This is a genomic window from Bradyrhizobium genosp. A, from assembly GCF_049949275.1.
Lineage (GTDB): Bacteria > Pseudomonadota > Alphaproteobacteria > Rhizobiales > Xanthobacteraceae > Bradyrhizobium.
The window spans coordinates 7,771,912-7,796,871 of the sequence record NZ_CP188196.1; the positions used below are offsets into that span (position 1 = coordinate 7,771,912).

General features: G+C 63.2%; 24 protein-coding genes and 1 pseudogene. 9 read left to right on the forward strand and 16 right to left on the reverse strand.

The window, feature by feature from the left end; genetic code table 11:
- From ACP2YP_RS36380 to ACP2YP_RS36425, 10 genes are all read right to left on the reverse strand, one after another.
- Nucleotides 1–1,554 (reverse strand): MFS transporter, encoded by a 1,554-nt coding sequence (locus tag ACP2YP_RS36380; protein ID WP_426421116.1) that lies wholly within the window; start codon nt 1,552–1,554, stop codon nt 1–3.
- Between the two features lie 198 nt (nt 1,555–1,752).
- The gene (locus ACP2YP_RS36385) at nt 1,753–2,142 is read right to left on the reverse strand and encodes a cupin domain-containing protein (RefSeq protein WP_426421117.1); all 390 of its coding nucleotides are present in this window, start codon (nt 2,140–2,142) and stop codon (nt 1,753–1,755) included.
- A 65-nt stretch (nt 2,143–2,207) separates the two neighbouring features.
- A complete protein-coding gene (locus tag ACP2YP_RS36390) occupies nt 2,208–2,960 on the reverse strand; it encodes an SDR family oxidoreductase (protein ID WP_426421118.1) in 753 nt (250 codons plus the stop codon).
- 416 nt (nt 2,961–3,376) lie between these two features.
- Nucleotides 3,377–3,604, reverse strand: coding sequence for a hypothetical protein (locus ACP2YP_RS36395; RefSeq protein WP_426421119.1), 228 nt, complete (start codon nt 3,602–3,604; stop codon nt 3,377–3,379).
- Between the two features lie 59 nt (nt 3,605–3,663).
- Entirely contained in the window at nt 3,664–4,572 is a 909-nt protein-coding gene (locus tag ACP2YP_RS36400) for a glyoxalase (protein ID WP_426421120.1), read from the reverse strand.
- Nucleotides 4,565–5,002, reverse strand: a complete 438-nt coding sequence (locus ACP2YP_RS36405) for a DoxX family protein (protein ID WP_426421121.1) — start codon at nt 5,000–5,002, stop codon at nt 4,565–4,567. Before ACP2YP_RS36405 ends, ACP2YP_RS36400 begins: the two co-directional genes overlap by 8 nt.
- Before the next feature lies 1 nt (nt 5,003).
- On the reverse strand, nt 5,004–6,881 hold the full coding sequence (locus ACP2YP_RS36410; RefSeq protein WP_426421122.1) for an amidohydrolase: 1,878 nt from the start codon (nt 6,879–6,881) through the stop codon (nt 5,004–5,006).
- Nucleotides 6,878–7,162 carry a XapX domain-containing protein gene (locus ACP2YP_RS36415; protein WP_426421123.1) on the reverse strand — a complete coding sequence of 95 codons (285 nt, stop codon included), beginning with the start codon at nt 7,160–7,162 and terminating at the stop codon, nt 6,878–6,880. The genes ACP2YP_RS36410 and ACP2YP_RS36415 overlap by 4 nt, the downstream gene beginning before the upstream one ends.
- A gap of 78 nt (nt 7,163–7,240) precedes the next feature.
- The gene (locus ACP2YP_RS36420) at nt 7,241–7,891 is read right to left on the reverse strand and encodes a hydrolase (protein ID WP_426421124.1); all 651 of its coding nucleotides are present in this window, start codon (nt 7,889–7,891) and stop codon (nt 7,241–7,243) included.
- Nucleotides 7,892–8,431: 540 nt separating this feature from the next.
- Nucleotides 8,432–8,944, reverse strand: a complete 513-nt coding sequence (locus tag ACP2YP_RS36425; protein ID WP_426421125.1) for a hypothetical protein — start codon at nt 8,942–8,944, stop codon at nt 8,432–8,434.
- A 652-nt stretch (nt 8,945–9,596) separates the two neighbouring features.
- Here ACP2YP_RS36425 and ACP2YP_RS36430 point away from each other — a divergent pair.
- From ACP2YP_RS36430 to ACP2YP_RS36455, 6 genes and pseudogenes are all read left to right on the forward strand, one after another.
- Nucleotides 9,597–10,607, forward strand: a complete 1,011-nt coding sequence (locus tag ACP2YP_RS36430) for a helix-turn-helix domain-containing protein (RefSeq protein WP_426421126.1) — start codon at nt 9,597–9,599, stop codon at nt 10,605–10,607.
- Between the two features lie 421 nt (nt 10,608–11,028).
- Nucleotides 11,029–11,388, forward strand: a complete 360-nt coding sequence (locus ACP2YP_RS36435) for a hypothetical protein (protein WP_426421127.1) — start codon at nt 11,029–11,031, stop codon at nt 11,386–11,388.
- A gap of 263 nt (nt 11,389–11,651) precedes the next feature.
- Nucleotides 11,652–12,602: an MBL fold metallo-hydrolase gene (locus ACP2YP_RS36440; RefSeq protein ID WP_426421128.1), complete on the forward strand. Its 951-nt coding sequence runs from the start codon at nt 11,652–11,654 to the stop codon at nt 12,600–12,602.
- Nucleotides 12,603–12,818: 216 nt separating this feature from the next.
- Nucleotides 12,819–12,995, forward strand: a pseudogene (locus ACP2YP_RS36445) ((2Fe-2S)-binding protein); the annotation flags it as partial.
- A gap of 187 nt (nt 12,996–13,182) precedes the next feature.
- The gene (locus tag ACP2YP_RS36450) at nt 13,183–14,451 is read left to right on the forward strand and encodes a threonine/serine ThrE exporter family protein (RefSeq protein WP_426421129.1); all 1,269 of its coding nucleotides are present in this window, start codon (nt 13,183–13,185) and stop codon (nt 14,449–14,451) included.
- 424 nt (nt 14,452–14,875) lie between these two features.
- Nucleotides 14,876–15,178 (forward strand): hypothetical protein, encoded by a 303-nt coding sequence (locus ACP2YP_RS36455; protein ID WP_426421130.1) that lies wholly within the window; start codon nt 14,876–14,878, stop codon nt 15,176–15,178.
- Between the two features lie 22 nt (nt 15,179–15,200).
- Here the strand turns inward: ACP2YP_RS36455 and ACP2YP_RS36460 are convergent, their stop codons facing one another.
- The gene (locus ACP2YP_RS36460; protein ID WP_426421131.1) at nt 15,201–15,662 is read right to left on the reverse strand and encodes a DUF6314 family protein; all 462 of its coding nucleotides are present in this window, start codon (nt 15,660–15,662) and stop codon (nt 15,201–15,203) included.
- A 79-nt stretch (nt 15,663–15,741) separates the two neighbouring features.
- Between ACP2YP_RS36460 and ACP2YP_RS36465 the strand changes: the two genes are divergently transcribed.
- From ACP2YP_RS36465 to ACP2YP_RS36475, 3 genes are all read left to right on the forward strand, one after another.
- Nucleotides 15,742–15,969, forward strand: a complete 228-nt coding sequence (locus ACP2YP_RS36465; RefSeq protein ID WP_426421132.1) for a hypothetical protein — start codon at nt 15,742–15,744, stop codon at nt 15,967–15,969.
- Nucleotides 15,882–16,067, forward strand: a complete 186-nt coding sequence (locus tag ACP2YP_RS36470; RefSeq protein WP_426426399.1) for a hypothetical protein — start codon at nt 15,882–15,884, stop codon at nt 16,065–16,067. Before ACP2YP_RS36465 ends, ACP2YP_RS36470 begins: the two co-directional genes overlap by 88 nt.
- 259 nt (nt 16,068–16,326) lie before the next feature.
- Nucleotides 16,327–19,020, forward strand: coding sequence for a DUF2235 domain-containing protein (locus ACP2YP_RS36475; protein WP_426421133.1), 2,694 nt, complete (start codon nt 16,327–16,329; stop codon nt 19,018–19,020).
- An 85-nt stretch (nt 19,021–19,105) separates the two neighbouring features.
- Here ACP2YP_RS36475 and ACP2YP_RS36480 read toward each other — a convergent pair whose 3' ends face one another.
- From ACP2YP_RS36480 to ACP2YP_RS36500, 5 genes are all read right to left on the reverse strand, one after another.
- Nucleotides 19,106–20,989 (reverse strand): hypothetical protein, encoded by a 1,884-nt coding sequence (locus ACP2YP_RS36480; RefSeq protein WP_426421134.1) that lies wholly within the window; start codon nt 20,987–20,989, stop codon nt 19,106–19,108.
- Nucleotides 20,990–20,991: 2 nt separating this feature from the next.
- Entirely contained in the window at nt 20,992–21,459 is a 468-nt protein-coding gene (locus ACP2YP_RS36485) for a hypothetical protein (protein ID WP_426421135.1), read from the reverse strand.
- Nucleotides 21,460–21,469: 10 nt separating this feature from the next.
- A complete protein-coding gene (locus tag ACP2YP_RS36490) occupies nt 21,470–23,212 on the reverse strand; it encodes a hypothetical protein (RefSeq protein ID WP_426421136.1) in 1,743 nt (580 codons plus the stop codon).
- Between the two features lie 240 nt (nt 23,213–23,452).
- Nucleotides 23,453–24,133, reverse strand: a complete 681-nt coding sequence (locus ACP2YP_RS36495) for a hypothetical protein (protein ID WP_426421137.1) — start codon at nt 24,131–24,133, stop codon at nt 23,453–23,455.
- Nucleotides 24,134–24,221: 88 nt separating this feature from the next.
- Complete coding sequence (locus ACP2YP_RS36500; protein WP_426421138.1) at nt 24,222–24,944, reverse strand: hypothetical protein; 723 nt, start codon at nt 24,942–24,944, stop codon at nt 24,222–24,224.
- Nucleotides 24,945–24,960 lie beyond the last annotated feature (16 nt).

Here is a 24,960-nt window from a genome sequence, read left to right on the forward strand (position 1 = left end):
TTATTTCTTGGAAAACAGAATGCGTGGCGAATAAGTGCGCTCGGGGAGGATCACCACCAGCGCCATAAAGGCGACGACGAGGGCAGCCATGACGAGATAGGCGTCGGCTGTCGTGAGCACGTGCGCCTGCTGCGTCACTGCCGCGGCGAATTGTTCAAGGCTTCCCGCTGCGCGTGGGGTTCCGTTCGGCAGGAGCGGCGCAGGATCTTGCGGTAGCAGCCCGTGGGCCTGGATGGTCCGGAAGCGATTGAGCCCGATCTGATCGACAAGTCGCTCGGAATGCAGGGCGCCGCGCCAATGCTCGATGAGCTCGATGAGCCAGATCGCCACCGGCTCGGCCAGGGCGCGCGTCGTGTTGATCAATGCCGAGGCGAGCGGCCCCTCGGCGTGGGAGCGAACCGTATTCGTCGCCATCATCAGCAGAGGCACGACGACCATCGGCTGGCCAACCATCTGGAGAACCTGCCAGATATAGAACTGATCGCGATGCCAGGTGATGTCGACGGATGAGGAGCCAAGGCAGGCGATCAACATCAGCGCAAGGCCGAAAAGGGTAACTGCCCGCGCATCCACGTGCCGATGGTCGAGCAGCAGCGCCATCGCCGGTAGCATCACAAACTGACCTAGCGCGACGATCAGCGTGATCAGATGAGCCTGGACCGGCCTGTAGGCTTGCACACTTGTCAGAAACGTCGCCGGGATCACTGTCGAGGAGGCGCTGAGCACTACAAAGGCAAAGAGGGCAAGCGCTGCATATGCGAAATTGCGCCGTAGCAGCATCTGCAGCTTAAGCAGCGGCATCGGATGGAACCACTCGTTGATGAGTAGCAACGGGATGGCAATGCTACTGATTAGAGCGAGGACACAGATGAGCGGAGATTCGAACCAATCCAGCCGATCGCCCTGCATCAACATGGTGGTGAAGGCGCCAAAGCCCAGTATCATCAGCAGCGCGCCGCGCCAATCGAAGATCCGAAGCCGGTCGTATTCAGGTTCGCCGGCCTCCATGCCGTACCAGACGAGCACCGACGCTAGAGCGCTCAAAGGGAGCGCTGCCAGGAAGACGAAGCGCCAGTCGCCGACGACATCGGTCCAGAGCGCGGCGAGCGAGGCACTGAAAGGCGCTGTGAATGTCGCTGTCAACCCGTACATGGCCAGACCATAGAGACGGATCGGCGGCGGCAGCACCATCAGCGCCGTTGTCATGAGAAGCGGGATCGTGAGTCCGCCGGCTAAACCTTGGATCACGCGCAGGATCAGAATCGCCGGCAGGTTGAGCGCCAATGGGATCAGGAGCGTCGATGCTCCGACGACGGCGACGACCCAGAGGGTGAACCTGCGAAGCGTGAACGTCACCGCGCACCAGGGAGCGAAAGCCATCCCAATGGCAAGCCCCGTGCTGTAGAGGCTTTCGATCCAGGTGCCGGAATCATAGTCGATACCAAGAGCGCCTCGAATATCGACCAGCGCGGTTGACGTAACTGTGTCGTTGAACTCGCTGCTCATTGCAGCGATCAGCACGCCGAGTAAACCTAAGAGTGGCTTCATACTCATGGCAGGTGCCAATCGTCATCGAAGAGAACCTCGATTTCGGGGGCGGCGATGGTCGCCAACCAAACGAAGGCGGGCTCTTCGTTCGTCGCCGTGAACATGACAAAACCCCTCTTCGAGTGATTGAACCACGTTTGACGATCGCCGCGGACATGGCCTCACGGCTCCCGCTGTCGGTTTCGTATACCCTTGCTGCGACGGTCACTGTGCGGGCATGAGCACCGGTGCACCCTTGTCCTTGATCAAGAGCACCAGGAATTTCGCCGGCTGGGTGGCGCTTGCGTTCCGATCGACGACATGAACATCGCCAGGGCCTTCATAGAAGGCCTGTCCTGGGGTCAGTGTCACCTCTTTCCCGCCCTTCAGCTGCATCACGACGGAGCCCTCCAGCACGTAAACGAACGCATGCGCATTGTGCCGGTGGCTAGCGTTCGATCCGCCGGGCGGATGCTCGACGGTGATCATCAGAGCTTCCTTGCCGGGAAACTCCGGAAGATCCTTGGACATGAGTGGCATGACCTTGGCCTCCTGCGCCGCCGCCGTGCCGGTCGTGAGGCACAGAAGAACCAATGCAGCGAATTTGATCGTCATAGTCGTTTCCTTCGTTCGTTGCCCGGACCCGCTCGTGACGGGCCGGGCGCACCTTCGATGCGGAATCAGGCTGCTGCTTGTGAGCGGCGGAGCCATTCGTCGAGACCGATCCGGCCGAGGCGCGCTTCGCCCAATGGCACGAGCGAGCGTTCCTCCACCCGGCTGCCGAAGTATCCGGCCTCGGGGTCGCCCACGACCTCACGCGGGTCGCCGACTGCCTTCAGATAGCGTGCGACGATTTGGTTGAACGGCGCTCGTTCCGGGCCGGCGATTTCGACGATGCCGTTGCGCGGCGGCGCGAGCGCCACATCGGCAACGTTGGCAGCAACGTCATCCGACGCGATAGGCTGGAACAGGATGGGCGGGAGCCTGACTCTGTTTCCATCCGCACCTGAATCGGCGATGCCACCCAGGAATTCCAGGAACTGGGTCGACCGGACGATGGTGTAGGGGATCCCGGAGGCTTTGATCAGTTTCTCCTGCGCGACTTTGGCGCGGAAATAGCCATTGTCGGTCCGGTCGATTGCGACGATAGAGAGTGCGACATGGTGCCGGACGTTCGCTGCGGCCTCCGCCGCGAGAAGGTTGCGGCCGGAAGTCTCGAAGAATTCCAGCACCGCCTTGTCCTCCCACGAGGGCGCGTTGGCGAGATCGATCACGACTTGCGCGCCGGCCACAGCCTCTTTGAGGCCCTCGCCGGTGATGGTGTTGACGCCGGTATTGGGCGAAGCGGCGACGACCTCGTGGCCGCCCTGGCGCAAAATGGCGACGGTCTTCGAGCCGATCAGGCCGGTGCCGCCGATCACGACGATCTTCATGCTTTGATCCTCCGTTGTCGTTAAACGCTCTATTGATGCTTCGCGTGCCATTTCGGACCGGGGCCACGCATGTAGTGCAGCTCGGGCCGGTAGCAATCCCGCACGTCCATGACCAGGTTGGAAAGGATGCAAGCGAAGTCGGAGACTGTTTCGATCGTCTTGCGCGCAGAACCTGATATTGCGGGCAACCCGCGCGCAGAAGCCGCTGCGATCGCACGGGGTCCGACGATGCATTGCCAGATCATTTTCCTTACTCCGCCCGGTTGGATATGGGCACCGTGATGATCTAGCGGATCGGAGCTGCGGTTGCGCCAGAGCGATTGCCGTACCTGTAGAGCGATTGCTGCCAATGCCTGCGCCCCAGAATCGTGCAACATTTCCGCTCGCCAGGCCGGGAGCGCTCGCGCGATCATGGCTCAATCGTGCTTGGAATCATCCTCTGGGCCGGCAAAGCGAATTGCAAGCACGGCTACGCTTGCAATCGGCGGCAGCCCAAAGCGCCACATTTTGAAACGCATGAAGAGAAGGGCGGCCGCGCCGCATCCGATGGCGAACAGGAGGACATTCAGGGCCATCTTGCCTGATCGAGCTCCGGCCGGGTGTCCATCGCCTCCGCGAACAATGATATCGGCCAGATCAATCATGATCTGCGTCGTCGTGCCGGTCATTAGCGTCGAGGGTGGCGCGCGCTGCAAACGGGAAACTATCTAACGGTGGCATGAATCTCCGCGATGTAGCCGCCTGGGAACTGCACGACTGCCGAATCCCTGCGATCCGATGCAAACGATTCGACGAGGACTTTGGCTCCTGCTCCCGCCGCCTTCGCCAAGGTGTCCTTCAGGTTGGTCACCTCATAGCCCGTGAGTTCGCGGCCGTGGGGGAAAGGCAGCTGACCGTCCGTGACGAACACGGTCATCTTTCCGAACACGGACTCGATGCGAATGCGACGATATGTGTCCTTCGGGCGGCCGATCTCGACACCCGGCGCCTTCGCGTCATCCGAGATGATCTTGCCCCGTGAGAAACGCAGGAAGCTCCGGGTGAATGCGTCGGCCCGCTCCGGCGAGACGTATACCCGGTTCTCGGGGATCGTCTCGAACGCCGCGTAGGATGGCTTGGTGGTGTGCCAGTAGAGCTGCATGTTGACACCACCCGGCCATTGGATGACGGCGTCGCGTCCGATCGGATCAGGGAAGGTAGCCACAAGCACGTCCGCTCCCGATGCCCTGGCGAGTTCGATCGCCTCATCGATATCGGTGACGAGGTAGCCGGTGCGCTCCGCGCCGAACGGATAAGGGATCGGCGTCTTGAAGCCGAACAGGGAGACGGTGCCTACCGGCGTCTGCAGCAGCTGCGACGTCGTGCTGCTCGGCGTGGGCGTTACGGTCGCGACCACCTGCTTCGTGCTCTGACCACCGAAGGTGGCAAGGAAGCTTGTCACGAACTTGTCGACGTCGTCTGGCGCAACATAGACATGGGTCGTGTCATATTGTGCGCCGACGCCAACTTGCGGAACTGCCTGCTCCGCGTCCCTCGCAATGGCTGCGGACGGGCCCGTGAGCATCGCGGCTGCCAGCAGCAGGGTTTTGATCAGATGACGGTCATCAAGCATGGTAGCCTCTTTGCTGTTCGCGCAGGGATAATGCGGTGATCAACACCAGACCGGCGATCAAGCCCAGGTGCTCGAAGAAGGCGTTGGTGGCCATGAAGCGGTCATGACTGGTCTGCGCCCAGAAATTGTTTGCGACGAGCATGGAGACCGCTGTCAGCACGCCGAGGCCCCCTGCCCCGAGCCAGACCCAGCGCCCGACAATCACCAGCGCGGAGCCGCCGAGTTCGACGACGATGGCAGCGATCGCCCATAGCCATGCCGGCTCCAAACCGAAATGCGCCTGCTCGGCGACGGCTGCGGGAAAATCAGCGAGTTTCTGGATCCCGCCGATCAGGAACGCCGAAACCAGCGCAATCCTCGCGATCGGCAGCAATCCGGGCATCGAGAGAGTGGCCGATATCCAGCGCGGTGTGTCTGTCATCGCAGCCATGTCACACCGCCCAGCAGGCGCAGCCGAGCGCACCCCAGAAACTCCTGATATCCGAGACGGGCAACTTGCCAGACCAGGCGCGGGCATGGTCGTGACCGTGCACGCCACAGGCGTTGGCGCATCCACATATCTGCATGGCGTGGGCTCTAACGGCCTGTGCCTTGCCGTCCGACCCGACCCAGTTGCCGTATCCGCCGAAAGTGCGCACCGGCGACCAGTTTGGCATCGCTGGCGGCGGCTCGTTGGCGTCGAGAGTTCTGAAGTCTCCCGCGCCATAGACGATTCGACCGCCGACCATCGTGAGGTCACTCGTCGTGTCGGCGATCTCGGCTTCGCTGCACGAGAAATAGTCGCGATCCGGAACGATCAGATCAGCGAGTTGCCCGACCTCGATGCGCCCCTTCTTGCCTTCTTCATTCGAGAACCAGGTGACATTCTCGGTCCACATCCGCAGCGCGGTCTCGCGATCGAGGCAGTTGCGCGGCGGATAGAGACGCAAGCCGCCGACCGTCATGCCGGTGACGAGCCAGGCGAGCGAGACCCAGGGATTGTAGGATGCGACCCGGGTCGCGTCGGTGCCCGCGGACACCTTGACGCCCTTGTCGAGGATCGTCTTCACCGGCGGCGTCGCTTCAGCCGCGCCGTATCCGTAGCGTTCGACGAAATACTCGCCCTGATAGGCCATGCGGTGCTGCACGGCGATGCCGCCGCCAAGCGCGGCGATGCGATCGATCGATTGGTCGGAAATTGTCTCGGCGTGATCGAAGAACCAGTGCAGGCCGTCCAGCGGCATGTCCTGGTTGACCTTCTCGAACACGTTGAGTGCGCGCGAGATGGTCTCGTCATAGGTCGCGTGCAGCCGCCACGGCCACCTGTTCTGCGCCAGCACACGCACGACTTCTTCCAGCTCGCCTTCCATCTCCGGCGACATGTCGGGGCGCGCGACGCGGAAATCCTCGAAATCGGCGGCCGAGAACACCAGCATCTCGCCGGCGCCATTGTGGCGGAAGTAATCGGTGCCCTGCTTGTATCTGGAGGTCCTGGTCCAGTTCAGGAAATCGTCCTTTTCACCCTTGGGCTTCTGAGTAAAGAGGTTGTAGGCCAGACGGATCGTGAGCTGCCCCTCGTCCGAAAGCTTCTGGATGACCGCATAGTCCTCCGGATAGTTCTGGAAGCCACCGCCGGCGTCGATCGCGCCGGTGACGCCGAGCCGGTTCAATTCGCGCATGAAGTGCCGGGTTGAATTGACCTGGTAGTCGAACGGCAGCTTCGGTCCCTTGGCGAGCGTGGCATAGAGGATGTTGGCGTTCGGCTTGGCGAGCAGCAGGCCGGTCGGATTGCCTTTGGCGTCGCGCACGATCTCGCCGCCCGGAGGTTCCGGAGTGTCCTTGGCGTAGCCAACCGCGCGCAGCGCGGCGGCGTTCAGAATCGCGCGGTCATAGAGGTGAAGGATGAACACCGGCGTTTCGGGCGCCGCTGCGTTAAGCTCGTCGATGGTGGGGAGCCGCTTCTCCGCGAATTGGTGCTCGGTAAATCCGCCGACGACGCGCACCCATTGTGGCGGCGGCGTGATCGCCACCTGTCGCTTCAGCATCGCCATGGCATCAGCGAGCGACCACACGCCGTCCCAGCGCAACTCCATGTTGAAGTTGAGTCCGCCGCGAATGATGTGGAGATGATTATCGATCAACCCCGGCAGGGCACGCCGTCCTTTCAGATCGATCACCCTGGTCGATGGCCCGGCCAGCTTCATCACGTCGTGGTCGCGGCCGACCGCCGTGAAGACCCCGTCCTTGATGGCGACGGCGCTCACGGTCGGGTTGGAACGGTCGAGGGTGGTGAAAAGGCCGCGATGAAGGATTGTATCGGGAGCGCTCATGATGCTTTCTCCGCGGGGCTGGCGGTTGATGTTTCTCTGCCGGCATGCCGGCCGGGCAACGATCCGAACATGTGCGGCGCGCATTTCGCCTGCCGCCAGGCAGCGGATAACCCCGACCCCGCCATGATTTGCTTGCCGACCGGGATCGCCTGCTCGCCGACGAGGATGCCGAGCAGGCCTACCAGCGCCACCAGCGGCGGGGCCGGCGATCGCACATTGAGGAGGCTGTAGATCACGCCAACGAGGATGCCGGCACCGAGAGACAGGACGTAAACCTTCATGACGCCCTCCGCGTCTTCAGTGTTGCCGCCCGCGGATCTCTCCGTCGGCGTCGCATGCAATGCGTTGCAAATCCTGCGTCAGGCCGCCTTGGAGCCGCCTTCCGAGGCATGCTCGCCCAGCGCCCATTTCGAGAAGCGGACCTGGATGCCGTATGGCGAGTGCGCGCGCAGGATGTCCATGACGCCTTCATAGGTCTCTGAGCGAGCCCAATCCTGCTGGAGTTCGAACACATACTGGCAAGACGTGATCGGGATCGCGCCAGCCTGGATCGCACGCTCCATCGAGCGCTCATGCGCCTCCATCGAGAGGTCGCCGCAGGCATCGGCCGGGATGTAAATCTCGTAGCCCTCGCGCAGCATGTCGAGGGTCGGGAACATCACGCAGGCCTCGGTCCAGAGGCCGGCGATGACGAACTTCTTGCGGCCGGTGGCAGCAACCGCCTTGCGGAAGCCTGCGTCGAGCCAGGAGTTCATCGAGGTACGGTCGATGATGTCGTGATTGGGAAATAAGTCCGTGACTTCGGGCATGAAGGGACCGGAGAAGCTGTCCTTCGCGACTGTGGTCAGCACGGTCGGAATCTTGAACAGCTTTGCCGCCTTTGCCAGAACCTGGATGTTGTTGAAGACAACCAGACGGTCGTGCGACTGCACGCCCTGGTACATCGCAGGCTGATAATCGATCAGCGCGATGGCGCTGTTCTGGGGGGTCAGCATTTCAAGCTTTGACATGATGGCGTCTCCTTGATTTCGGTGATCGATATCGTTTGCTAACTAGTGATCTCGCGTGGAGTGCCCTCTTGCGATCGCCCTTTCGAGGCCGGGCCTGTCACCGGCTTCGGTTTCCTTCGAAATCATCGTTTTAATCCGGCTGGATGTCGGCACCACCGTGATCTAGCGCATCGAAGCGAGGGCTGCGCCTCAGCGATTGCCGCACCTGTAGAGCGATTGCTGCTAACGCCAGCGTCTTCGCCGATCGCGCAGGGCCATCTCACACCGGCAACCGACCAAGGGAGGTCGCTCGCTCCCGCTGGTCAGCGAGAACCCCTTCATCCTCTAACGCAGGCCGATCAGCAGCCCGCGTTGATGACCATTTGAATTCTGTACCTTCGATGCACGTTCGAGGCAGAGTGACGGCAAGCTTGCGAGCGACGGCTACCTTGGCTTTGCGCAGGCCGCTTCGCTTCGCAAGCCGGACTCCTCAGGCTCACGCGTGTCCGCTTGGACGACGATTCTGAATGTCGGTGACTGCCGGGTTCGACGAACCCGAAGTCAGGCGTGTATTGGTTTCGACCGGTATCGCCGGATCACGCCGATGATGACGACGACGAAGAATGCCAGCACGATGCCCTGGACGATGGCGAACGGCGGCTCGGCCGGCGGCACGCTTGGCGCCAGCGCATGCAGCGCCGGCACTTTCAGGAACGACTGAACCACCAGCACGAATATGTTCAGATAAAGCGATACCATCGCAGTTAGCGCGTAGATCCAGCGCCAGGCACCGGCGAGCTTCATCCCGTACAGCGCAACACAGGCTATCGCCAGCAGAACCAGCGAGAGAATACCGATCATATGGGACGGCAACGGTTTCTCGAACAGCAGCGGCGGAATCAGAAACCCTGAAGCGCTAGTCAGGATAGTGAATACAAGGAAGGTCGCAGTGAGGCCCGGCATCCGCTTCGAGCCGAGCATCCCGCACATCACGATCAGGCCTGCCACGATTGCAATCAGGCTGATGATCACATGGACCATGGTGAACGTCGCCAGGCTCATACCAAGTATCATGACGCACCCCCGAAGTAGAGCATCTGGCTCTGCCGCTCGCCCGCGGTCAGCGGCCAACTGTGAGGGAAAACATCGGGCTGGCAATCCTGGCATGATATCTGGACGCCATCCTTCTTGGTGACTGTGATCATAGGATCCATCCGTCGGTTAGAATCTCGGTTTCTTTGGGCCACCGAATGGATTAGCGAAGCCGCGTCCATGCGTGTGTGCTCGAGTGCCTTTCGCAGCGGCTCCTCGCAATTCGACTGACCGAGTTGTTCCGGGCCAGCATTGCCAGCGTAGTTGCGTGAGCACGACGGCTTCTACCGCACCATCCGTGCTGCTGCCCCGGAGTGATTGGTGCATTTGTAGAGAGATTGCTGTTAACGTGCGTGCCCATCGCGTCAATTTTGACGAAAATCAGCCCTCCGGCACCACGGCCAACCGCAATCGCTCGGTGCGGCCGTCTGCGCGACAGCGGACGTCGCGTCGGTACTATCCCAAGATACAGGTCAGTCTATTCACCGAGCCAATGTGACCAGGCCCGCTGCACGATATCGTCGCGCGGCATTTGCCATCATTGTTACGAGCAAGGAGGCAACGGCGCCTCGTTGATCCGTAGAAGGGCCTGTGCGGAGTGAGCGCATGGCCTTCCAAACGCGAGTAGACCGCCATGAGCAATCCGATGTTGCGCGATCCTTTGGAGGCTCTGCTAGTCGCGCCTAGGGCGCACCAGGGCAATTTGCCGATCGCCGACCGGCGTCCTGCGGATGTGGAGATGGCGCGCGTCCTCAAGACCACACCGCTTCGCATGGTCTCGGACCCGCGCGGCGGCGCCATTGCCTATTGGGAGCATGGAGCTCTGCACGACGTGGTCGAGCCCATGGCTGAGCACGTCGTCATGACTTACCCCACCGGCTCCCAGCGGCTGGAGCGGCGCACCGGGAACTCGGTTGCGATAGGAACGGCGCGCCCAGGAGTTGTGACGATCATTCCGGCCGGTTCGACCTCACGGTGGGACATTCGCCAGCCCATGAGTGTTGTTCAGCTCTATCTGCCGCAAGCTGCGCTCGATCGCATTTCAAGCGAGGCCGACAAGGTCGCACCGAGCGATCTCCTCGAGCGAACGGCATATCCAGACCCCACGACATCCCGGCTGCTCATGAGCGCGGCGGATTTCCTGGACGGCCCCGGGATCCTGGACGCGATATTCAGGCAGCAGATGACGGAGCTCCTCGCCACGCGCCTCTTGGCAGCACACACCGGCTCGTCAACCACGTTCCAGCCGATCCGGGGTGGGCTATCACCGACGGCGTTGCGCCGCGCCATCGAACGCTTGCGCTCCGATGACGATTCAGACGTCTCCCTCGCTGCCTTGGCTTCCGATGCCGGCCTGTCGCGCTTCCACTTCTGCCGTGCCTTCAAGGATAGCACCGGGCTTTCACCTCATGCCTGGCTGCGCCAACAGCGGCTCGATCAGGCCATGAAGATGCTGCATGACACCGACGCATCGATCGTGTCGGTCGCAGCGGCGCTTGGCTACTCCTCTCAAAGCGCCTTCGCCTTGGCATTCAGGAAGCTCACCAGCGAAACCCCGAGCGATTGGCGGCGGCGCGTGCGTTGCCAGCAACAGCTCTGCAAGCACGGCAATCGCTCTGGGGCAGTCGCCGGCTCGGTCAGCTAAACCGTCACAGTGCCCACTCAATAACGGAGACAAACGATGTCCTGGAACTTCGTCAGCTCCCTCGCAATCGCACCGCGGCGGAGATTCGTCGCACCGGCAATCGTGTACGGACTTTCGTTGGCCATTCGCTTCACATCGGCAACCGGTGAGGAGGTGGAAATTCCGGCGCAATCCCCGCAAGAGATCAATCCGGTGATGTCCATCACGACCGGAGACGGCGCTCACCTCCCCCACGCGGACCGGGATCCGAACTACGCCCAAGTTCGTGTCCCCTCGTCTCGGCTGGACTGTGCAGTAACCGCGAGAGAATGAGCTTAAGTGTTCGGTGGTCATGACCGTTGCCGGAGGGTCTCGACCCCGGCTGGACAGCACCGCGGCCCAAGGCAAATGAACCATCGTTCCACAAAAACGGAGAAGTACCATGAAGACGCCTGCGCTCTGGATGATTGCAACCAGCTGCTTCGTCACGCTGACCTCGGCCGCACAGGCGCGATCGGCCTATGATGGGTCCTGGGACCTCGTCTTCGTGACGCAAAGAGGCGTGTGCGAGCCCAGCTACAATTTCACCGTCAATGTTTCCGACGGAATCGTCTCGCACCCGAATCTGCTGAATTTCAGAGGATACGTGGCGCGATCCGGCGCGGTGCGCGCGTCAGTCACGGTTCACGACAAGTATGCTTCGGGCTCCGGCAAGCTCGCCGGCACCACCGGTGGCGGCAGGTGGAACGGTCGCGCCGGGAGCTCCATATGCTCCGGCTATTGGACGGCTCAACGCAATTGAGCGTGCCGATGGCCATCAAGTTACCCATTTCGACGAATGCGTCATGCTGGAATAGTCGGCTTCTTAGCAGCAATCGCTCGATAGCAACGGCAATCGCTCCGGGGCAGTCGCAAGTCAGGTGCGATAGACCATCGCGGTGACACACCAGCAGAGCGTGTCGCCGATCTCTGAGCACCACGACAGCTTCCCACGCAGGAAGCGCAGACCGCTTAGGATCTAACGCCAAGATCAAACGCCAAGATCAAACGCAGGAGTTTTCAAAGATGAATCAGATCATCCTCGACACGCAGCAGGAGACAGACGTGAGCCTGGAAAACACCTCACACGCGGCGAGACCGCACCTCGACGAACTGGTCCCGTCGCGCTACGCGCTGCGGGTCGGCGAGATTGACGTGCTGGTGGTGAGCGATGGGATCCTATCGCTGCCAACCAAGATGTTGGCACACGACACCGACCCGACCGTCCGGGCGGCCTGGGTGAAAAACATGTTCCTGCCGCCGGAAATGATCGATTGGGCGCTGAACGCGGTCGTGGTGCGTAGCGGCGGCCGGACCATACTCGTCGACGCAGGTTGGGGGACGGACGCGAACTTGCCGCGGGCCGGGCGGTTGGCCCAGCGACTGGAGGCCGCCGGTATCGATCTTGGATCGGTGACCGACGTGGTGCTGACCCATATGCACATGGACCACATTGGCGGGCTGCTCGTCGACGGGATGAAGGACCGGCTGCGTCCGGACCTGCGAATCCACGTGGCGGCCGCCGAGGTCGAGTTCTGGGCGTCGCCCGATTTTTCGCGCACCTCCATGCCGCCGGGCTTCCCGGACGCGCTTCGATCGGCCGCCAAGCGGTTCTTGAACGAGTACCGCAGCCAGCTACGGCTGTTCGAGGAGAAGCACGAAGTGGCACCAGGGGTGGTCGTCACTCGCACCGGCGGCCACACGCCCGGACACAGCATAGTCCGTCTGGCATCCGGCGGCGACCGGCTGACATTCGCCGGTGACGCCGTGTTCACGGTCGGGTTCGAGCACCCCGACTGGCACAATGGCTTCGAACACTTCCCCGAGGAGTCAGCCCGCGTCCGGGTCCGTCTTCTGCGGGAGCTGGCGCAGACCGGAGAGTTGCTGGTGGCCACTCACATGCCGTTCCCGTCCGTCGGCCATGTGGCGGTCGACGGTGACGCCTTTCGTTGGGTGCCGGCCATCTGGGACTACTGACAGCGTGTTGGGTTAGAGCCGACCAGGGCGCGTGCTCATCGCGTTAGTGAGTTCGCGCCTTGGCTGCTCGCTAGCCGGTTGGCATCCCCAATTTGTTTCTCGCAAACCGTGTGAAGGCGTCGATCGATCTGCTGTTGGATCAGCGGCGATCAGCAGGTGCGTCTCGGCTGGTGACGGGCGATACAACTGCTTCATCACAGAAGGTCGCGTGCTCCAATGATTGTTTGTTCCTGCAACGTGTTGAGCGATCACGACGTACGTAATGCTGTCAAGGTCACAGACAACTCTCCGGGAAACACCAAGCAGATCTATGGCTGCCTTGGCTGCAGCGTCGAATGCGGCCGCTGCACCCGCACGATCAGAAGTCTCATCGACGACGCGCTGGTAGCTTGCGGTTCAACGTCGTGGAAGCACTTCGGCTCGCCGGTGCTCGCTCCGGAGGTTCCGAGGAAGCTCGCAGACAGCGAAGTCGGACCGCGCGTCATCGCACAGATCGAAGTCGCTGCGGCGGACCAAATCACGGGCACGGCCATCTCGGTCGATGACGGCTGGACCACCCAGTACGAGATGGTGAGCAACCATGACTGCCGCCTTTCGATCTTCTCCGCTTGAACTCGAGCCCGCGGCGCGCGAGGCAGCACCAGGCGTGGTTGCACTGGCCGCCATGCTGCTGTTCGCTCACGGCCAGACCACAGAGCGTACCGTCGTGATTGCGGAGCGCCTCGGTCGAGCCCTGGGCGTGCGAGCGAAGGTACTGCCAGATTGGGACAAACTTACGGTCGAGTTCGAAGATACATCCTTGTCCGAGATCGTTCCTACGAAGCCGCTCGGCATTGACATGAACAGGGTGCTAGCCATCACAAGAGTGGTGGATCGGGTCTGCCACGGCACGCTAAGTGCTGACGAAGTCCGACCGGCACTGTTATCGGCCGGAAGCTTGCCACCCGTATGCACATTGCACTTCACGTCATTTGCAGCCATCGGCGCGGCGTCGCTCGGAGTAATCTTCGGCGCACTCGATGCCACGAGTCTCATGCTGATCGCGGCGAGCGCCGCCCTCGGCGCGCTCGCCCGCCGCTGGCTATCAGGCTTCAGCAACAACCCTTTCATCCAGCCGCTTTGTGCCGCCCTAATCGCCGGCATCGTGGCGGCCGGCGCCGCTATCAGCTTGCACCAGACGATTGCAGTCGCTCTGGTCGCATTCTGTCCCTGCATGGTGCTGGTACCTGGTCCACATCTTCTCAACGGAGCCATCGATCTCGCACGCACGCGGATCGCGCTTGGCATCGCTCGTCTGACCTATGCCTGCATCATCTTGCTTGTGATCTGCTTCGGGCTGCTATTGGGCTTTACCACGAGTGGCGCAACCCTACCGGTAGCTGGGCCGTCCGCGCCCGTTCCGCTCCTGGCCGACGTGATTGCAGCAGGGTGCGCCGTCGCCTCCTTTGGTACCTTCTTCTCGATGCCGTGGCGCATGCTGCCGTTCCCCATAGTAGCCGGCATGCTCGGACATGCGGCTCGCTGGGCAATGATCTCGCTCGCGGGGTCGAATGTCGCGACCGGAGCGCTTGTCGCCTGCATTCTGGTCAGCATCATCGTCACGCCGGTTGTCGACCGCCTGCATTTACCCTTCGCCGCGCTCGGCTTTTCCGCGGTTGTTTCGATGATTCCGGGCTTCTTTCTGTTCCAGGCAGCGAGCACCTTCGTCGAGTTGGTCTCGATAGGATCTCGTGCGCCGCATACGCTGCTGACGAACATCGCTGCCAACGGAGCTACGGCATTTCTGGTCATACTCGCCATGACTCTTGGGCTGATCCTGCCACGCATGCTGCTTGAAGGCCGCTCTTGATGGACTCGCGCGTCGTAACGGGCGCCACGCGATTCCGGTCAGGTCGATCTTGGAGCCCGGAGCACAATGGGCGGCGCCTGCTGCGGAGCCTGCAATTTTATTTTTGCCGGCTAGTACCCTACGTCATCTTGTTGGTATTGCTGTTTGGTATCGGCAGCCATCAATGAAAAAAAATGACTTCAAATTCAAATGGTTATGCCATCAGGCGATTATCGGCCAGAGGCACCAGCCTTCGCTGCTTCGCAGCTACGGCTGGGCGAGCCACGCAAAGCCCTATCCAAGCGAAGCGGCGAAGGCTGTCCCGCTGAAGCCCCTTGGCGAAGGCGGACTGTCACAGCATGACAGCATCTCGTCCGCCTTCTACCAATCGTCACATCCCCACTGTATAAGCCCTTAGCTTCTTCACTTCACCGAAGAGGCTCAGATGAACGACCTGCACGCGTGGCTTTCCGAACAGCACCACGGTTTGCGGACCTTCCAAAACTTTCAGCAAAAGCTCGAAACGCTCGGCCGCGACGATCCCGACCAGCGCGGCCTGTGCCGCCTGTTGAGCGGTCTCGTCGGCAGCTATGTCGAGGCGTTTGACGAGGCCCCGCTGCCGGTCGAGGTCGCCGACAGCACCTATCAACGCCTGCTGGCGCTGGTGGCAAGCCTCGACCTCCGCGGCGATGCCGAGCGGCGGCTGGCCGACATCAACCGGGTGGCGACCTCCGAGCTCTGGCTGTGACGTTGCCAAGTGGCGGCGCGCCTCACGCCACCCGCGTGTAGATCGTCGTCAGCGTGTAGTCCTTGCGCGGGCCCGACACGACGTGACGAATGATCAAGCCGCCGTGGCCGCAGAAGGTGTACGTCGACTGATAATGATCGAGATTGCAGAGATGGCCAGCGCTTCCGCTCAAGGCTCCGCCATCGGATGCAGCGAGTTCGATCGTGTGGAAGAGCCGCGGCGGACTTTCCTTGAAGAGGACGTCGAATCCCCGGTCGCGATTGCAGAAGACGTACTCGCGCTCGGCCTCAAGCTCGGTGCCGTTCAGGAGTTTCAAGCGTCCCTGCTCGCGATAGGCCAGGCTGCCCGCATGCAATGGCGTGAAGGTCGCAAGGCCCTGCATGCCCCCTTGCCCTTCGATCACCCGGTTGAACGACCAGGAGCCGGCCAGCCTCGTCACGACGTCCGAGGCGTCACCCCAACTGTCGATCGCGGTTTCGTTCATATCCCCGGGACCTGAGTTCGACTTCGCCGAGCCGATGCCTATATCCTGCAGCAACCGATGTCGAGGCAGTGAGCTAGTGATGGCCAGGAGACCCACGACGGACACCGACGACCTGCCTCGCTATTTCGTCTGGGTCCGCGGCCTCGACGGGCCCGAGCCGCAGAAATGGGTCGACATGGAGTTCGGCGTCGGCGACTGGAAGCGGCCGCTGGTGCTGGCCTGGCTCGAACTGCCGGCGGACGAGCGGCGTCTGCCGCTGTCGATACTGGCACGACGATACCCGCCGCCGAAGGTGGAGACGCTTTAAGCGGTTGCCTGAAGAACTTCGCCAACCCCGCCGCGCATGCCTGCCCGTGCGGCTACCACATCGGCCCGGGCGGCGCCTGCCGCGGCAACGGCAAATGAGAACTGGCCGCGCGGCCGCTTCGCAATAGCAGCCGCTTCGCTAAGAGGAGTCACGCCCGGGCTTGCCGGGGCATTTCTTTTGCCGATTGTGGCGGAGATCATAGACAGCCGGAGCAAGACGGCGCAATTTTGCTTGCTACCTCAGCGCGATTGTGAACGAAATACATCCATTATTTCACAATGAAATCACTGATTGAATTTGAAGGATGCCGCCCGAGCCGGGCTTAAAGCATCCCCAACTGAATTTTTGGAGGAGTCCATGACGCACCAGGACGGGGCGCTGCATGGCGGTGCTGCAAGGCCGGACCATACGCACGATGATCCAAGAGCCGCTGCGAATGCACCCGACGCACGTCCGCCGCGGAAGCTGGTGCTGTTTGCCGACGGCACCGGCAACGCCTTCACCACCCAGGAATCCAGCGTTTGGCGTCTCTACGAGGCGCTCGACCATACCAAGCCCGATCAGATCGCCTACTACATCAAGGGCGTCGGCACCGCCGGCTGGGCGCCGCTCGCCGCCCTCGACGGCGCCACCGGCGTCGGCGTGCCCGCCAACGTCCGCAAGCTCTATCGCTTCCTGTGCTGGAACTGGCGCGAAGGCGACGAGATCTACATCTTCGGCTTCAGCCGCGGCGCTTTCACCGCGCGCACGCTGGCAGCCCTGATCGCAAGCCAGGGACTGGTGCCGGCGGTGATCGACAAGGTCGCCGTGTCGCATGCGGAGATGCAGCGCAACACGATGGCCGCGTGGCGGGAGTATCGCAAGGAGTCTGTGGGCTATCGCAGCCTGCCGACGATCTGGGTCGTGCGCTGGATCCGAGATGTGCTGATCTATCTCTATCATCTCGTTTTCCGGCATCGCTCTTATGCCAGGGTCCGCGAGGCCATGGACGGCCGCAAGGCGGTCAAGATCGAATTCCTCGGACTGTTCGACACGGTCGAGGCGTTCGGCGTGCCGATCGAGGAGCTTCGTGTCGCGATCGACTGGGCGATCTGGCCGATCTCGTTCCGAAACTACCGGCTCTCCAACAAGGTGAAGCACGCCTGCCATGCGCTCGCGCTCGACGACGAACGCACCACCTTCCATCCGCTGCGCATCGACCAGGCCGGGCTTGCCGAGGAGCAGACCGTCAAGGAGGTGTGGTTCGCGGGCTCCCATTCCGACATCGGCGGCGGCTATCCGGAATCCACGCTGTCCTTTGTGCCGTTGGTCTGGATGGCCGAGCAGCTCGGCAACCGGCTCCGCTTCCAGGACGGCACGATCGAGCGTTTCCGCAAGTACCAGTCGGCGATCGGGCCGATGCACGATTCGCGCAGCGGCGCCGGGGTGCTGTACCGCTACGGCCCGCGGCCGATCCACGACCGTGTGGAAGATGGCGGACCGCCGGTGGTGCACTTCGGCGTGGTCGAGCGCATGCTGCACGGATGCGACAATTATGCGCCGCTGATGCTTCCGGCAAATGCCAGGGTGCTGCTGCCGGATGGCCAGGTGCTGCCGCTGACGCGGGACGAAACGCGCAAGGCCATGAGGTCCGCTTACGCGAACAGGGCAGGCGATGGCCATAGGGCGGCGGAAGCCGACGCCTTCATGGCGATGAGCCCGCCGAATCCCGAGATGGCGCGGCAGGTCCTCGACACCGTGTGGTGGCGCCGCTTCGCCTATTTCTCGCTGCTGATCGCGCTCGGCATCCTGGCCGCATGGCCCTGGATCGCACGCACCGTCGTGGGATCGTCCAAGGCGCATGGGCTCGAAGATACCACCCTGCTCAAATGGATCACGGCGATCGACAACGGCACGGGCACGGTCGTCAAGCCGTTCGCCGATCTGCTCGCGAGCGTGTTGCCGTCCTACGCGGCACCATGGCTCGCGATCGCGCTCTATTATCCCTTCCTCACCACGGTCCTCGTCGTCATCATCCTGATCGCGTGGAACAGGAATGCGGCGCTGCGCGACAGCATTCAGGAACGCGCCCGACTGGCCTGGTACCGGCCCGACCGGATGGCATCGCGCAGCCGGGTCAGCAAATCCGGCTGGTTGCTCGCGATCGGCCGCTGGATGCGGCTGCACGCCTGGCCGGTGCGCATGGCCTTCACCAACGTCCTGATGCCGGCGGTTTTCCTCGCGGCCATCTTCGGCTCCGCTCTGCTGTTGCTGTCCCGCGGCTATCTCGACTGGCGCGCGGGCGTCGGCGACTTCTGCAAGAGCAGCGCATCGACGCGTGCCGTCGGCGACACGCCGGTGACGGCGCGCGACGGCGAATTGTTCGACGTCAGCGATTTCTGCTGGCCAAGCCGCGTCGCGGTCGAGAAGGGCCGCAAATACCGCGTCTGGATTGAGATGGCAGATCCGTGGTTCGACCGCACCATCATGACCGGCCTGAACGGATTCAAGACCCCGCCGGATCCGACCCACCGCCTCGCCGTCCCGATCCTGCGGCTGCAGGGCGCCGACTGGTTCCAGCCGGTCGTGCGGGTGGGCGCGCGCGGATCTTACGATCTGCCGCTGCAGGCCATCAACGGACTGCCGACGAACGAGCTGCCGCGGCGGGTCAACGCGACGGTGCCGGCCTATGAGGACGAGAGCAAGAACAACTACCCGATCCATGTCGAGGACTCCCCAGAGTTCAAGACACAGGGCAGCGAATTGAATCGTGTCTGGAAGCCGTTCGGAGATTTCGAGCCGATCCCGGCCGCGGCGCTGCCGGCGGCGCGCGCGCTCTGGCGCAAGCAGGGATTGTCCGAGCAGCTCGTCGCGGAATTCGAGGCGCCCGAGGCCGGCGAGCTGTTCTTCTACGTCAACGACGCCGTCCAGCTCTTCCCACGCCTCATCTCCACGCGGCTCGCGCCGCGCTGGCTCGTTCCGGTGCAGGGACGACGCGTCCAGTTCTACCAAAACAACAGCGGAACGGCGACGATCCGGATCCAGCGGTTGCCAGCGCCGCCGCCCCCATGATTATGGGTGTCGCGCCCGCAGCGCCGCGGCCCTCCAGGGGAGGGTCAACTGCGCCGCCGTTATTCCGGGGCTCGCCACGCCAGCTCTAGTTCGTCAGCCCATAGACATCCAGCAGTCCGTTATAGGTCGGGCGATAGATCCGGCCTTTCCAGACGATCGGGCGGTTGAACTTGGGATGCATGAAGGCGTGCTCAGGACCCCAGTTCTCGCTGTCCCAGATCACCTGAAGCCGCTTCGAGCCATCCGGATTGGTCGCGAAATTCTCGGCGTCATAGATCAGGAAGCGGCCCGGGCTAATCAGCATGTTGCTGTCCTTGTACGGGACCATCGCGACGATAATGGCATCAGTGCCGTTATTGGCGGCGAGCGTGATGCTCCAGCCGGGCATGCCGCCCGACGGACGCGGCGATTGCACCGAGGCGATCTCGTTGGATCCGGCGAGATAGGTCGAGGTCCCGTCGGTCGCGATCGACCAGGCCCGCAGCGTGCTGTTCTCGCCACCGACGATATGCATCACGCCATGCGCGGTCGACGAGAACAGCAACGGCGTGCCGTGCAGATGCCGGGTCGCGCCGCCTGGAAACAGATTCAGTTGCGTTGGTGAGTCCGGCGCCGGCGGCACGGCAGGATCAAAGAACGTATAGAGGATCGGCGGCATCTTGAGCTTGGCATAATTGGCGGCGAAGTGGCCGGCCTGAAGATCGGCCGGCTGCGTGTCGCCGAGCGCCGCGGCGTTCCCGGTGTAGAGAATGCCGTCCTTGCCCGCCGCCAGCACGGCGTGAGCCAATGCGACATAGACCGGTCCGCCCGATCCAAAGTCCTGATCGCTCCACGCCGATTCCTGCATCGCAGCCAAATGATGCGCCACGACCGGCGCGATCTGTGCATCCATTGCGTCGGGCCCTGATGTCACCGCGACATGCGCCGTCTCGCGCGCATGGAGCGGCGTGAGCGCCATTCCCATCCGCTTGGCATGGCCGATCACCGCGGTCAGCGAGACGTTCGACGGCAGCGCGTGCGCATCGTCATCGTCGAGCAGCGCTGCGGCCGCGGCGCCGACACGGTTGGCGTCTGTCCACGGCGTCCACCACGACAGCACCTCGAAATGCGTGAGAGGTCCGGTGTGCAGGGCCAGCCGCACCACGCTCTCGCCGAAATCGCCATGCTGCGGCGAGAACGCGCCGTTGCCGGTGATGACATAGATTGAACCGTCGGGGGCAATGGCGGGACCGGCCCCGCTCTGCCACAGCCCGCCGCCGGAGCCGGTCACGGTGGAGCACCATGCGGCCGCTATATGCCAGGCATGGACATCGACCGCGATAAGCCAGCCCCGCGCCGCCGCCGAGGTCTCCCTGATTGTGCCGAAGGGAATCAGCACGTGGTTCCCCGTCAGCGTCAGCGCGCTGCGTTGCTTGCGCTGAATCGAGACGAATTTCTGCACGGGCAGGCCGCCGGGCGGCGTGTAGACCGCGCCCTCCAGATTGAGCAGGTCGTGCACCTTGGCGCCGTCGCTGATCCGCAAGCCTGCGAGAAAATGCTGGGCCCTGGCGACGCTGCCATCGTCGCTGATCCAGGCGCAGGCGTAGAGGATGCCGGCGGTCTCGTCGATCACGGGGGTCGACAGGATCCCCCAATTGACGTTGGTCATGTGACCGTCGATCGCAGGCGTTCCGACGATGGGACGGCCGAGATTCGTCGCCCAGATTTTTACGCCGGTCACCGCATCGAAGGCGTAGACCCAGTTGCCCATGGTGGCCTGAAAGATCAGGTCGCGGGTCTTGCCATCAGGCGTGTGCACGCCGCCGACAGCCAACGGCTGCGCCTCGAGCCGGGGGTCGTCGGGAATGGGAATGCTGAAGAGCTTGACGATGCCTTTGGTGCGGACGGCGGTCGCAGTCAGCACCGTCTCGGCATTGTTCGCGCCAGTTCTGGCGAGGTCATAGCTGCGGGTGGTGACGGAGCCGGCCATGGTCAGGCTCCCCAGGCGAGCAGGCTTCCGCCTGCGATCAGGCAGGCCGCAGCCACTGGTCGCGCATCGCGCAAGCCCGCGCGGCACCAGCTCAGCAGGACGGCTCCGCAGGCGAAGCCGAGCCCGGCCATGACCGCGCTCGACAGCGCCGCAAGCGCCGGCGCATTGCTCGTGCGCGACACGACATTGTCGATCGCCAGCAGCGGCGGCAACACGTAGAGCCAGCCCGGCGCCGTCAGCAGACGTTGCGCGATGGGCGGTCGGACGAGAAGCGCCGCACCGCTCGCCATCAGCAGGATCGCGGCGAGTCCACCCGCAAGCGGCAGGCTGACGCCGAGTGCCGAGCCGAGCCCGTCGCACAGGCCGAACATCAGCGCGAGCGGCAGCGCATGCCGCACCGGCACAACAAAGGACAGCGCAAAGGCGGCAACGAGGCTGTCGGCGGACATCCACAATAGCTGCAATGACATAGGGATCCTCTCAAACGATCTGTGGGCCAAGGTAGGTCACGTCGATGGAAAACGGCGCGCCGTGCTCCGGCAACTGCCGGCCCGCGACGCGAATATGATGCTCGCCGGTCGCACCGGCCGTTGCTTCCGCGCTGACATGGTCGCCGCTGCACAATGCCTCGACCACGCTGTGCCCTAGCGCATCGGTGACGGTGACCTTGATCGAGCCATCTGCCGGCACGCCGTGGCGATCGAGGCTAACCTGGAGGGCGATCATGCTGCCCTGCTCCACCCAGATCCGTGCCGTCTCGGTCTCGGCATTGGTGGCCGGCAGCGTGTCGAGATCGGCGGCGCCGAAGATCGTCTGCGTGGTGTGGCGCGGATGCCGGATGGACGCGAGATTCAAGTCCGCGCGCGAGAAGCACAGATAGCTCTGGCCCTTGCTGAAGGCGTTGCTCGGTATCGTGAAGTTCGCGACGCCATTTGCGTCGGTCCAGACATCATCATGATGGCCGGTGTAATCGTGCAGGTGCACGTTGGCCCCGAACGCGGTCTGGCAGCTGACCGTGCGCGCATTCATGGTGTCGAAGTTGAGCGCAGTCAGCAGGCCGGGTGCACCGGTCCGGTTGAGCACGATAACCTTGTCATCGAGGAAACGGCCGCTGGTCGGCCCGTTGGCGAGGTGCTCGTGGATCCAGACGAGGTTGTCGATCCACGGTTTCAGCCCGTAGGCGCCGGGCCAGACGCTGGGTGGAAAATAGTCCTTGCCGTAGACGAAGGGGTAGCCCTCGATCGACAACAGCAAGGCGTAGGCGAGCAGCTTGTTGCTGGTGATCTGTTGGCCCGGCGAGGTATCGGTGTCGGGATTGTCGACGAAGGTGCAGGCGAGATCGGGACGCCAGCTCGTATAGCCGGCGCCGTCCAGCACGCGCGCATTGCCGCCGTCGCAGGCGGATTGCAGCGCCCAATGCATCGGGAAGTCGGCGACCAGCGACCGGCCGCTCAGCGGCGGCTGCGTCGCCCAGCCGTTGAGGATCGCGCGATTGCCATCGAAATACTCCGAATAGAAGAATTTCGACGCCATCACGCCGTGGGTCATGAACTCGCGCACGAACGGCGCCCAGGTCCCCTTGACGTCGTCGAAGCGTGCGCCGTCCGCGCCTGTGGTGCGGAATACCCATTCGCCGAAGTCGAGCGCATCCTCGACCGTGACGCGCGGCGGACGGCAGTGCTGGTAGGACAGCTCGCGACCGAACGGAAAATCGTTGGGCGGGCTCGGCACGTCATCGTCGGGCAGATCGTCCGGCGGCACGCCACGAAACCAGCCGGGAGAGGTGGTGTGCCGTCCGTTCAGCGACTGCCCGTCCGCGCCGAGATAGCGGAACACGCCGGGCCCACCATTCTCGCCGATGCGCTGATGCAGAACGAGATCGAGATAGACGTCGATATCGCAGGCATGCGCGACGGCGACCAGACGCGTCAGAGATGCCCTGGTGCCGTAGCGCGTGGCGAGTGAGCCTTGCTGGTTCTTGCCGCCGATGTCGCGGGGATCGAACACGCCATAGCCGTCACAGCCCGGCCCGGCACCGCCTTGCGCCTTCGACGTCGGCGGCAGCTGGATCGCGGTGAAGCCGACATTGCGCAGCGCGCGGACATGGGTGGCGAGGAAATCGAGCAGCCAAGGTGCGCCACGCCCGTCGACCGGCGCCGGTACGGTCACGCGTTCGCCGTGCGGACCGAAGAAGCGTCCCCAAGCTAGCAGCGCTACTCCCATGACGCGGCCTCTGGCTGGCTGCGTCGATCATGCCTTGCGCAGGGATCATCCGGAAGTTGAAAATTGAGGCAGGCGCTTCCCTTGGACGAAACGCTGCTCACGATCGCGTGCGCGGCGGCGGCCAAGATGGGTCAGGCGCTAGAGCGTTTTCAAGCGAAGTGGATGCCGGTTCGCGTCAAGAAAACGCGTCAATACAAGAATCTAGAGTCCCGTTCCGATTCCATCGGAACGGAAATGGCTCTAGTCGTCATCATCGGGACCGAACAGCCGGATCTGTGGGAAGCCGCCGCGGGGACGACCGGCATAGTCACGCGCGTCGGAGTCCTCGCGGACGTTGCGCGCGACATCATCCCAATTGGTCTGATCGCGCGCGCCGCGTGCATCGCGCTGGTCATAGCGACGGCGCTCGGCCCAGCGCTCGTGCCGCTCCGCCCGCCGCCGCTCCGACGCGGCGCGCTTCACGTCAGAATCCCTGGCTTTGGCGTAGGCGTTGTCGGAAGAGGATGCCGGTTCGGTCGAAATCTGTTGCTCGACGGGTTTTGTCGCTTGCGGAGGCGACGCAGGCACCGGCTTGGGGGGCTCGATCGCGGCCGTTGTCTGCGGAGGCGGCGGTGCCGCGGGTTCAACGCTCGCCTGTGTGGTCTGCACATCGGGCTTGGCCTCGCTCTGCGCCTGTGCGGGCGCAGCGATCATCGCTCCGAAGCTTTGCGAACCGGTGAGATATTGCACGCGCTCCGATGGCGCATTTGTCGTGACCGGCGCGGCGGCTTCCGCGCGTTGCGCCATCTTGCTGGTATCGGGCCCCTGCTTGGGCGCGATCGGATGCATGATATTGCCGGCGACGATGCCGCCGCCGAGACCAATGGCGATAGCGGCGACGATCGATCCGGCACCGACGAAATAGGCTGTCGAGGCGCGCATTGGTCCACTCCCTGTTTGGAGCGGGCAACGCCTGTCGATTGCCGGATGTTCCTGATGAGAGCGCAGTTCCGCGGAGGAACCTGAAGCCTCAGATCTGCTGCGCGACCTTCTCGAGGCCGATGATGCGAGCGAGCTTGCGCACTTCTTCCTTCTGGTCGTCACGCAGCTGGAACAGCAGCGGCATTGCGGCCGACTTCAACTGCTGAACCTCGTCGCAGTTCGGATCGATCTGCACGTTGGGCCCGTTGGGATTGGAGAGCCTGTTCGCCGAGATTTTGCGGGCGACGTTGCGCAGCGCGGACTCGACCGAGGGCCAGTAATATTCCTGCGACGACGACAGCTTCAGGCGATCCCTGATGCCGGCGATCTGCACGTCGGAGAGCAGCGAATAGGTCTTTTGCGGCTGCGGCTTCGCGACGGCCTTCGGCTTCGGCGGGGCCTCGATGACGGCGGGAGCCCCCGCGGTGGCGGGCGCCTCGTTCACGCTCGCCGATGAAGTTGAATTGGGCATGGAAAAATCAGACGGGGTGGCTGCGGCAAAGGCCTGGCGCAGCGGCTCGATCAGCACGGGGGCCTGGGACAGCCTGTCGGCGGGGACCTGCACAGGCTCGATCGCGGCCGAGGCCAGCGCCAGCGTCGGAACCAGCCGGTCGGCCTTGGCGGCGCGGTTGGCGGCGAGCGGCTTCGGCGGGACCTGCGTGATCATCTCGGCGCTGACGCTGGGCACGCTGTCGCGGCCGAGAATGGCGGTGGTGGCGGCACCGAGGACGAGGAAACAGGTCAGCACGATGATGGTGATGGCTCTGGACAAACGTCTCTCCGGAAAG

Excerpts from the sequence above, each read along its gene's own strand:
- ACP2YP_RS36460 (WP_426421131.1), bottom strand. The coding sequence starts at position 15,662 with ATGAACGAAACCGCGATCGACAGTTGGGGTGACGCCTCGGACGTCGTG.
- ACP2YP_RS36465 (WP_426421132.1), top strand. The coding sequence starts at position 15,742 with ATGGCCAGGAGACCCACGACGGACACCGACGACCTGCCTCGCTATTTC.
- ACP2YP_RS36475 (WP_426421133.1), top strand. The coding sequence starts at position 16,327 with ATGACGCACCAGGACGGGGCGCTGCATGGCGGTGCTGCAAGGCCGGAC.
- ACP2YP_RS36400 (WP_426421120.1), bottom strand. The coding sequence starts at position 4,572 with ATGCTTGATGACCGTCATCTGATCAAAACCCTGCTGCTGGCAGCCGCG.
- ACP2YP_RS36480 (WP_426421134.1), bottom strand. The coding sequence starts at position 20,989 with ATGGCCGGCTCCGTCACCACCCGCAGCTATGACCTCGCCAGAACTGGC.
- ACP2YP_RS36385 (WP_426421117.1), bottom strand. The coding sequence starts at position 2,142 with ATGACGATCAAATTCGCTGCATTGGTTCTTCTGTGCCTCACGACCGGC.
- ACP2YP_RS36380 (WP_426421116.1), bottom strand. The coding sequence starts at position 1,554 with ATGAGTATGAAGCCACTCTTAGGTTTACTCGGCGTGCTGATCGCTGCA.
- ACP2YP_RS36405 (WP_426421121.1), bottom strand. The coding sequence starts at position 5,002 with ATGGCTGCGATGACAGACACACCGCGCTGGATATCGGCCACTCTCTCG.
- ACP2YP_RS36390 (WP_426421118.1), bottom strand. The coding sequence starts at position 2,960 with ATGAAGATCGTCGTGATCGGCGGCACCGGCCTGATCGGCTCGAAGACC.
- ACP2YP_RS36450 (WP_426421129.1), top strand. The coding sequence starts at position 13,183 with ATGACTGCCGCCTTTCGATCTTCTCCGCTTGAACTCGAGCCCGCGGCG.
- ACP2YP_RS36430 (WP_426421126.1), top strand. The coding sequence starts at position 9,597 with ATGAGCAATCCGATGTTGCGCGATCCTTTGGAGGCTCTGCTAGTCGCG.
- ACP2YP_RS36485 (WP_426421135.1), bottom strand. The coding sequence starts at position 21,459 with ATGTCATTGCAGCTATTGTGGATGTCCGCCGACAGCCTCGTTGCCGCC.
- ACP2YP_RS36395 (WP_426421119.1), bottom strand. The coding sequence starts at position 3,604 with ATGATTGATCTGGCCGATATCATTGTTCGCGGAGGCGATGGACACCCG.
- ACP2YP_RS36425 (WP_426421125.1), bottom strand. The coding sequence starts at position 8,944 with ATGATACTTGGTATGAGCCTGGCGACGTTCACCATGGTCCATGTGATC.
- ACP2YP_RS36490 (WP_426421136.1), bottom strand. The coding sequence starts at position 23,212 with ATGGGAGTAGCGCTGCTAGCTTGGGGACGCTTCTTCGGTCCGCACGGC.
- ACP2YP_RS36410 (WP_426421122.1), bottom strand. The coding sequence starts at position 6,881 with ATGAGCGCTCCCGATACAATCCTTCATCGCGGCCTTTTCACCACCCTC.
- ACP2YP_RS36420 (WP_426421124.1), bottom strand. The coding sequence starts at position 7,891 with ATGTCAAAGCTTGAAATGCTGACCCCCCAGAACAGCGCCATCGCGCTG.
- ACP2YP_RS36455 (WP_426421130.1), top strand. The coding sequence starts at position 14,876 with ATGAACGACCTGCACGCGTGGCTTTCCGAACAGCACCACGGTTTGCGG.
- ACP2YP_RS36440 (WP_426421128.1), top strand. The coding sequence starts at position 11,652 with ATGAATCAGATCATCCTCGACACGCAGCAGGAGACAGACGTGAGCCTG.
- ACP2YP_RS36415 (WP_426421123.1), bottom strand. The coding sequence starts at position 7,162 with ATGAAGGTTTACGTCCTGTCTCTCGGTGCCGGCATCCTCGTTGGCGTG.
- ACP2YP_RS36435 (WP_426421127.1), top strand. The coding sequence starts at position 11,029 with ATGAAGACGCCTGCGCTCTGGATGATTGCAACCAGCTGCTTCGTCACG.
- ACP2YP_RS36495 (WP_426421137.1), bottom strand. The coding sequence starts at position 24,133 with ATGCGCGCCTCGACAGCCTATTTCGTCGGTGCCGGATCGATCGTCGCC.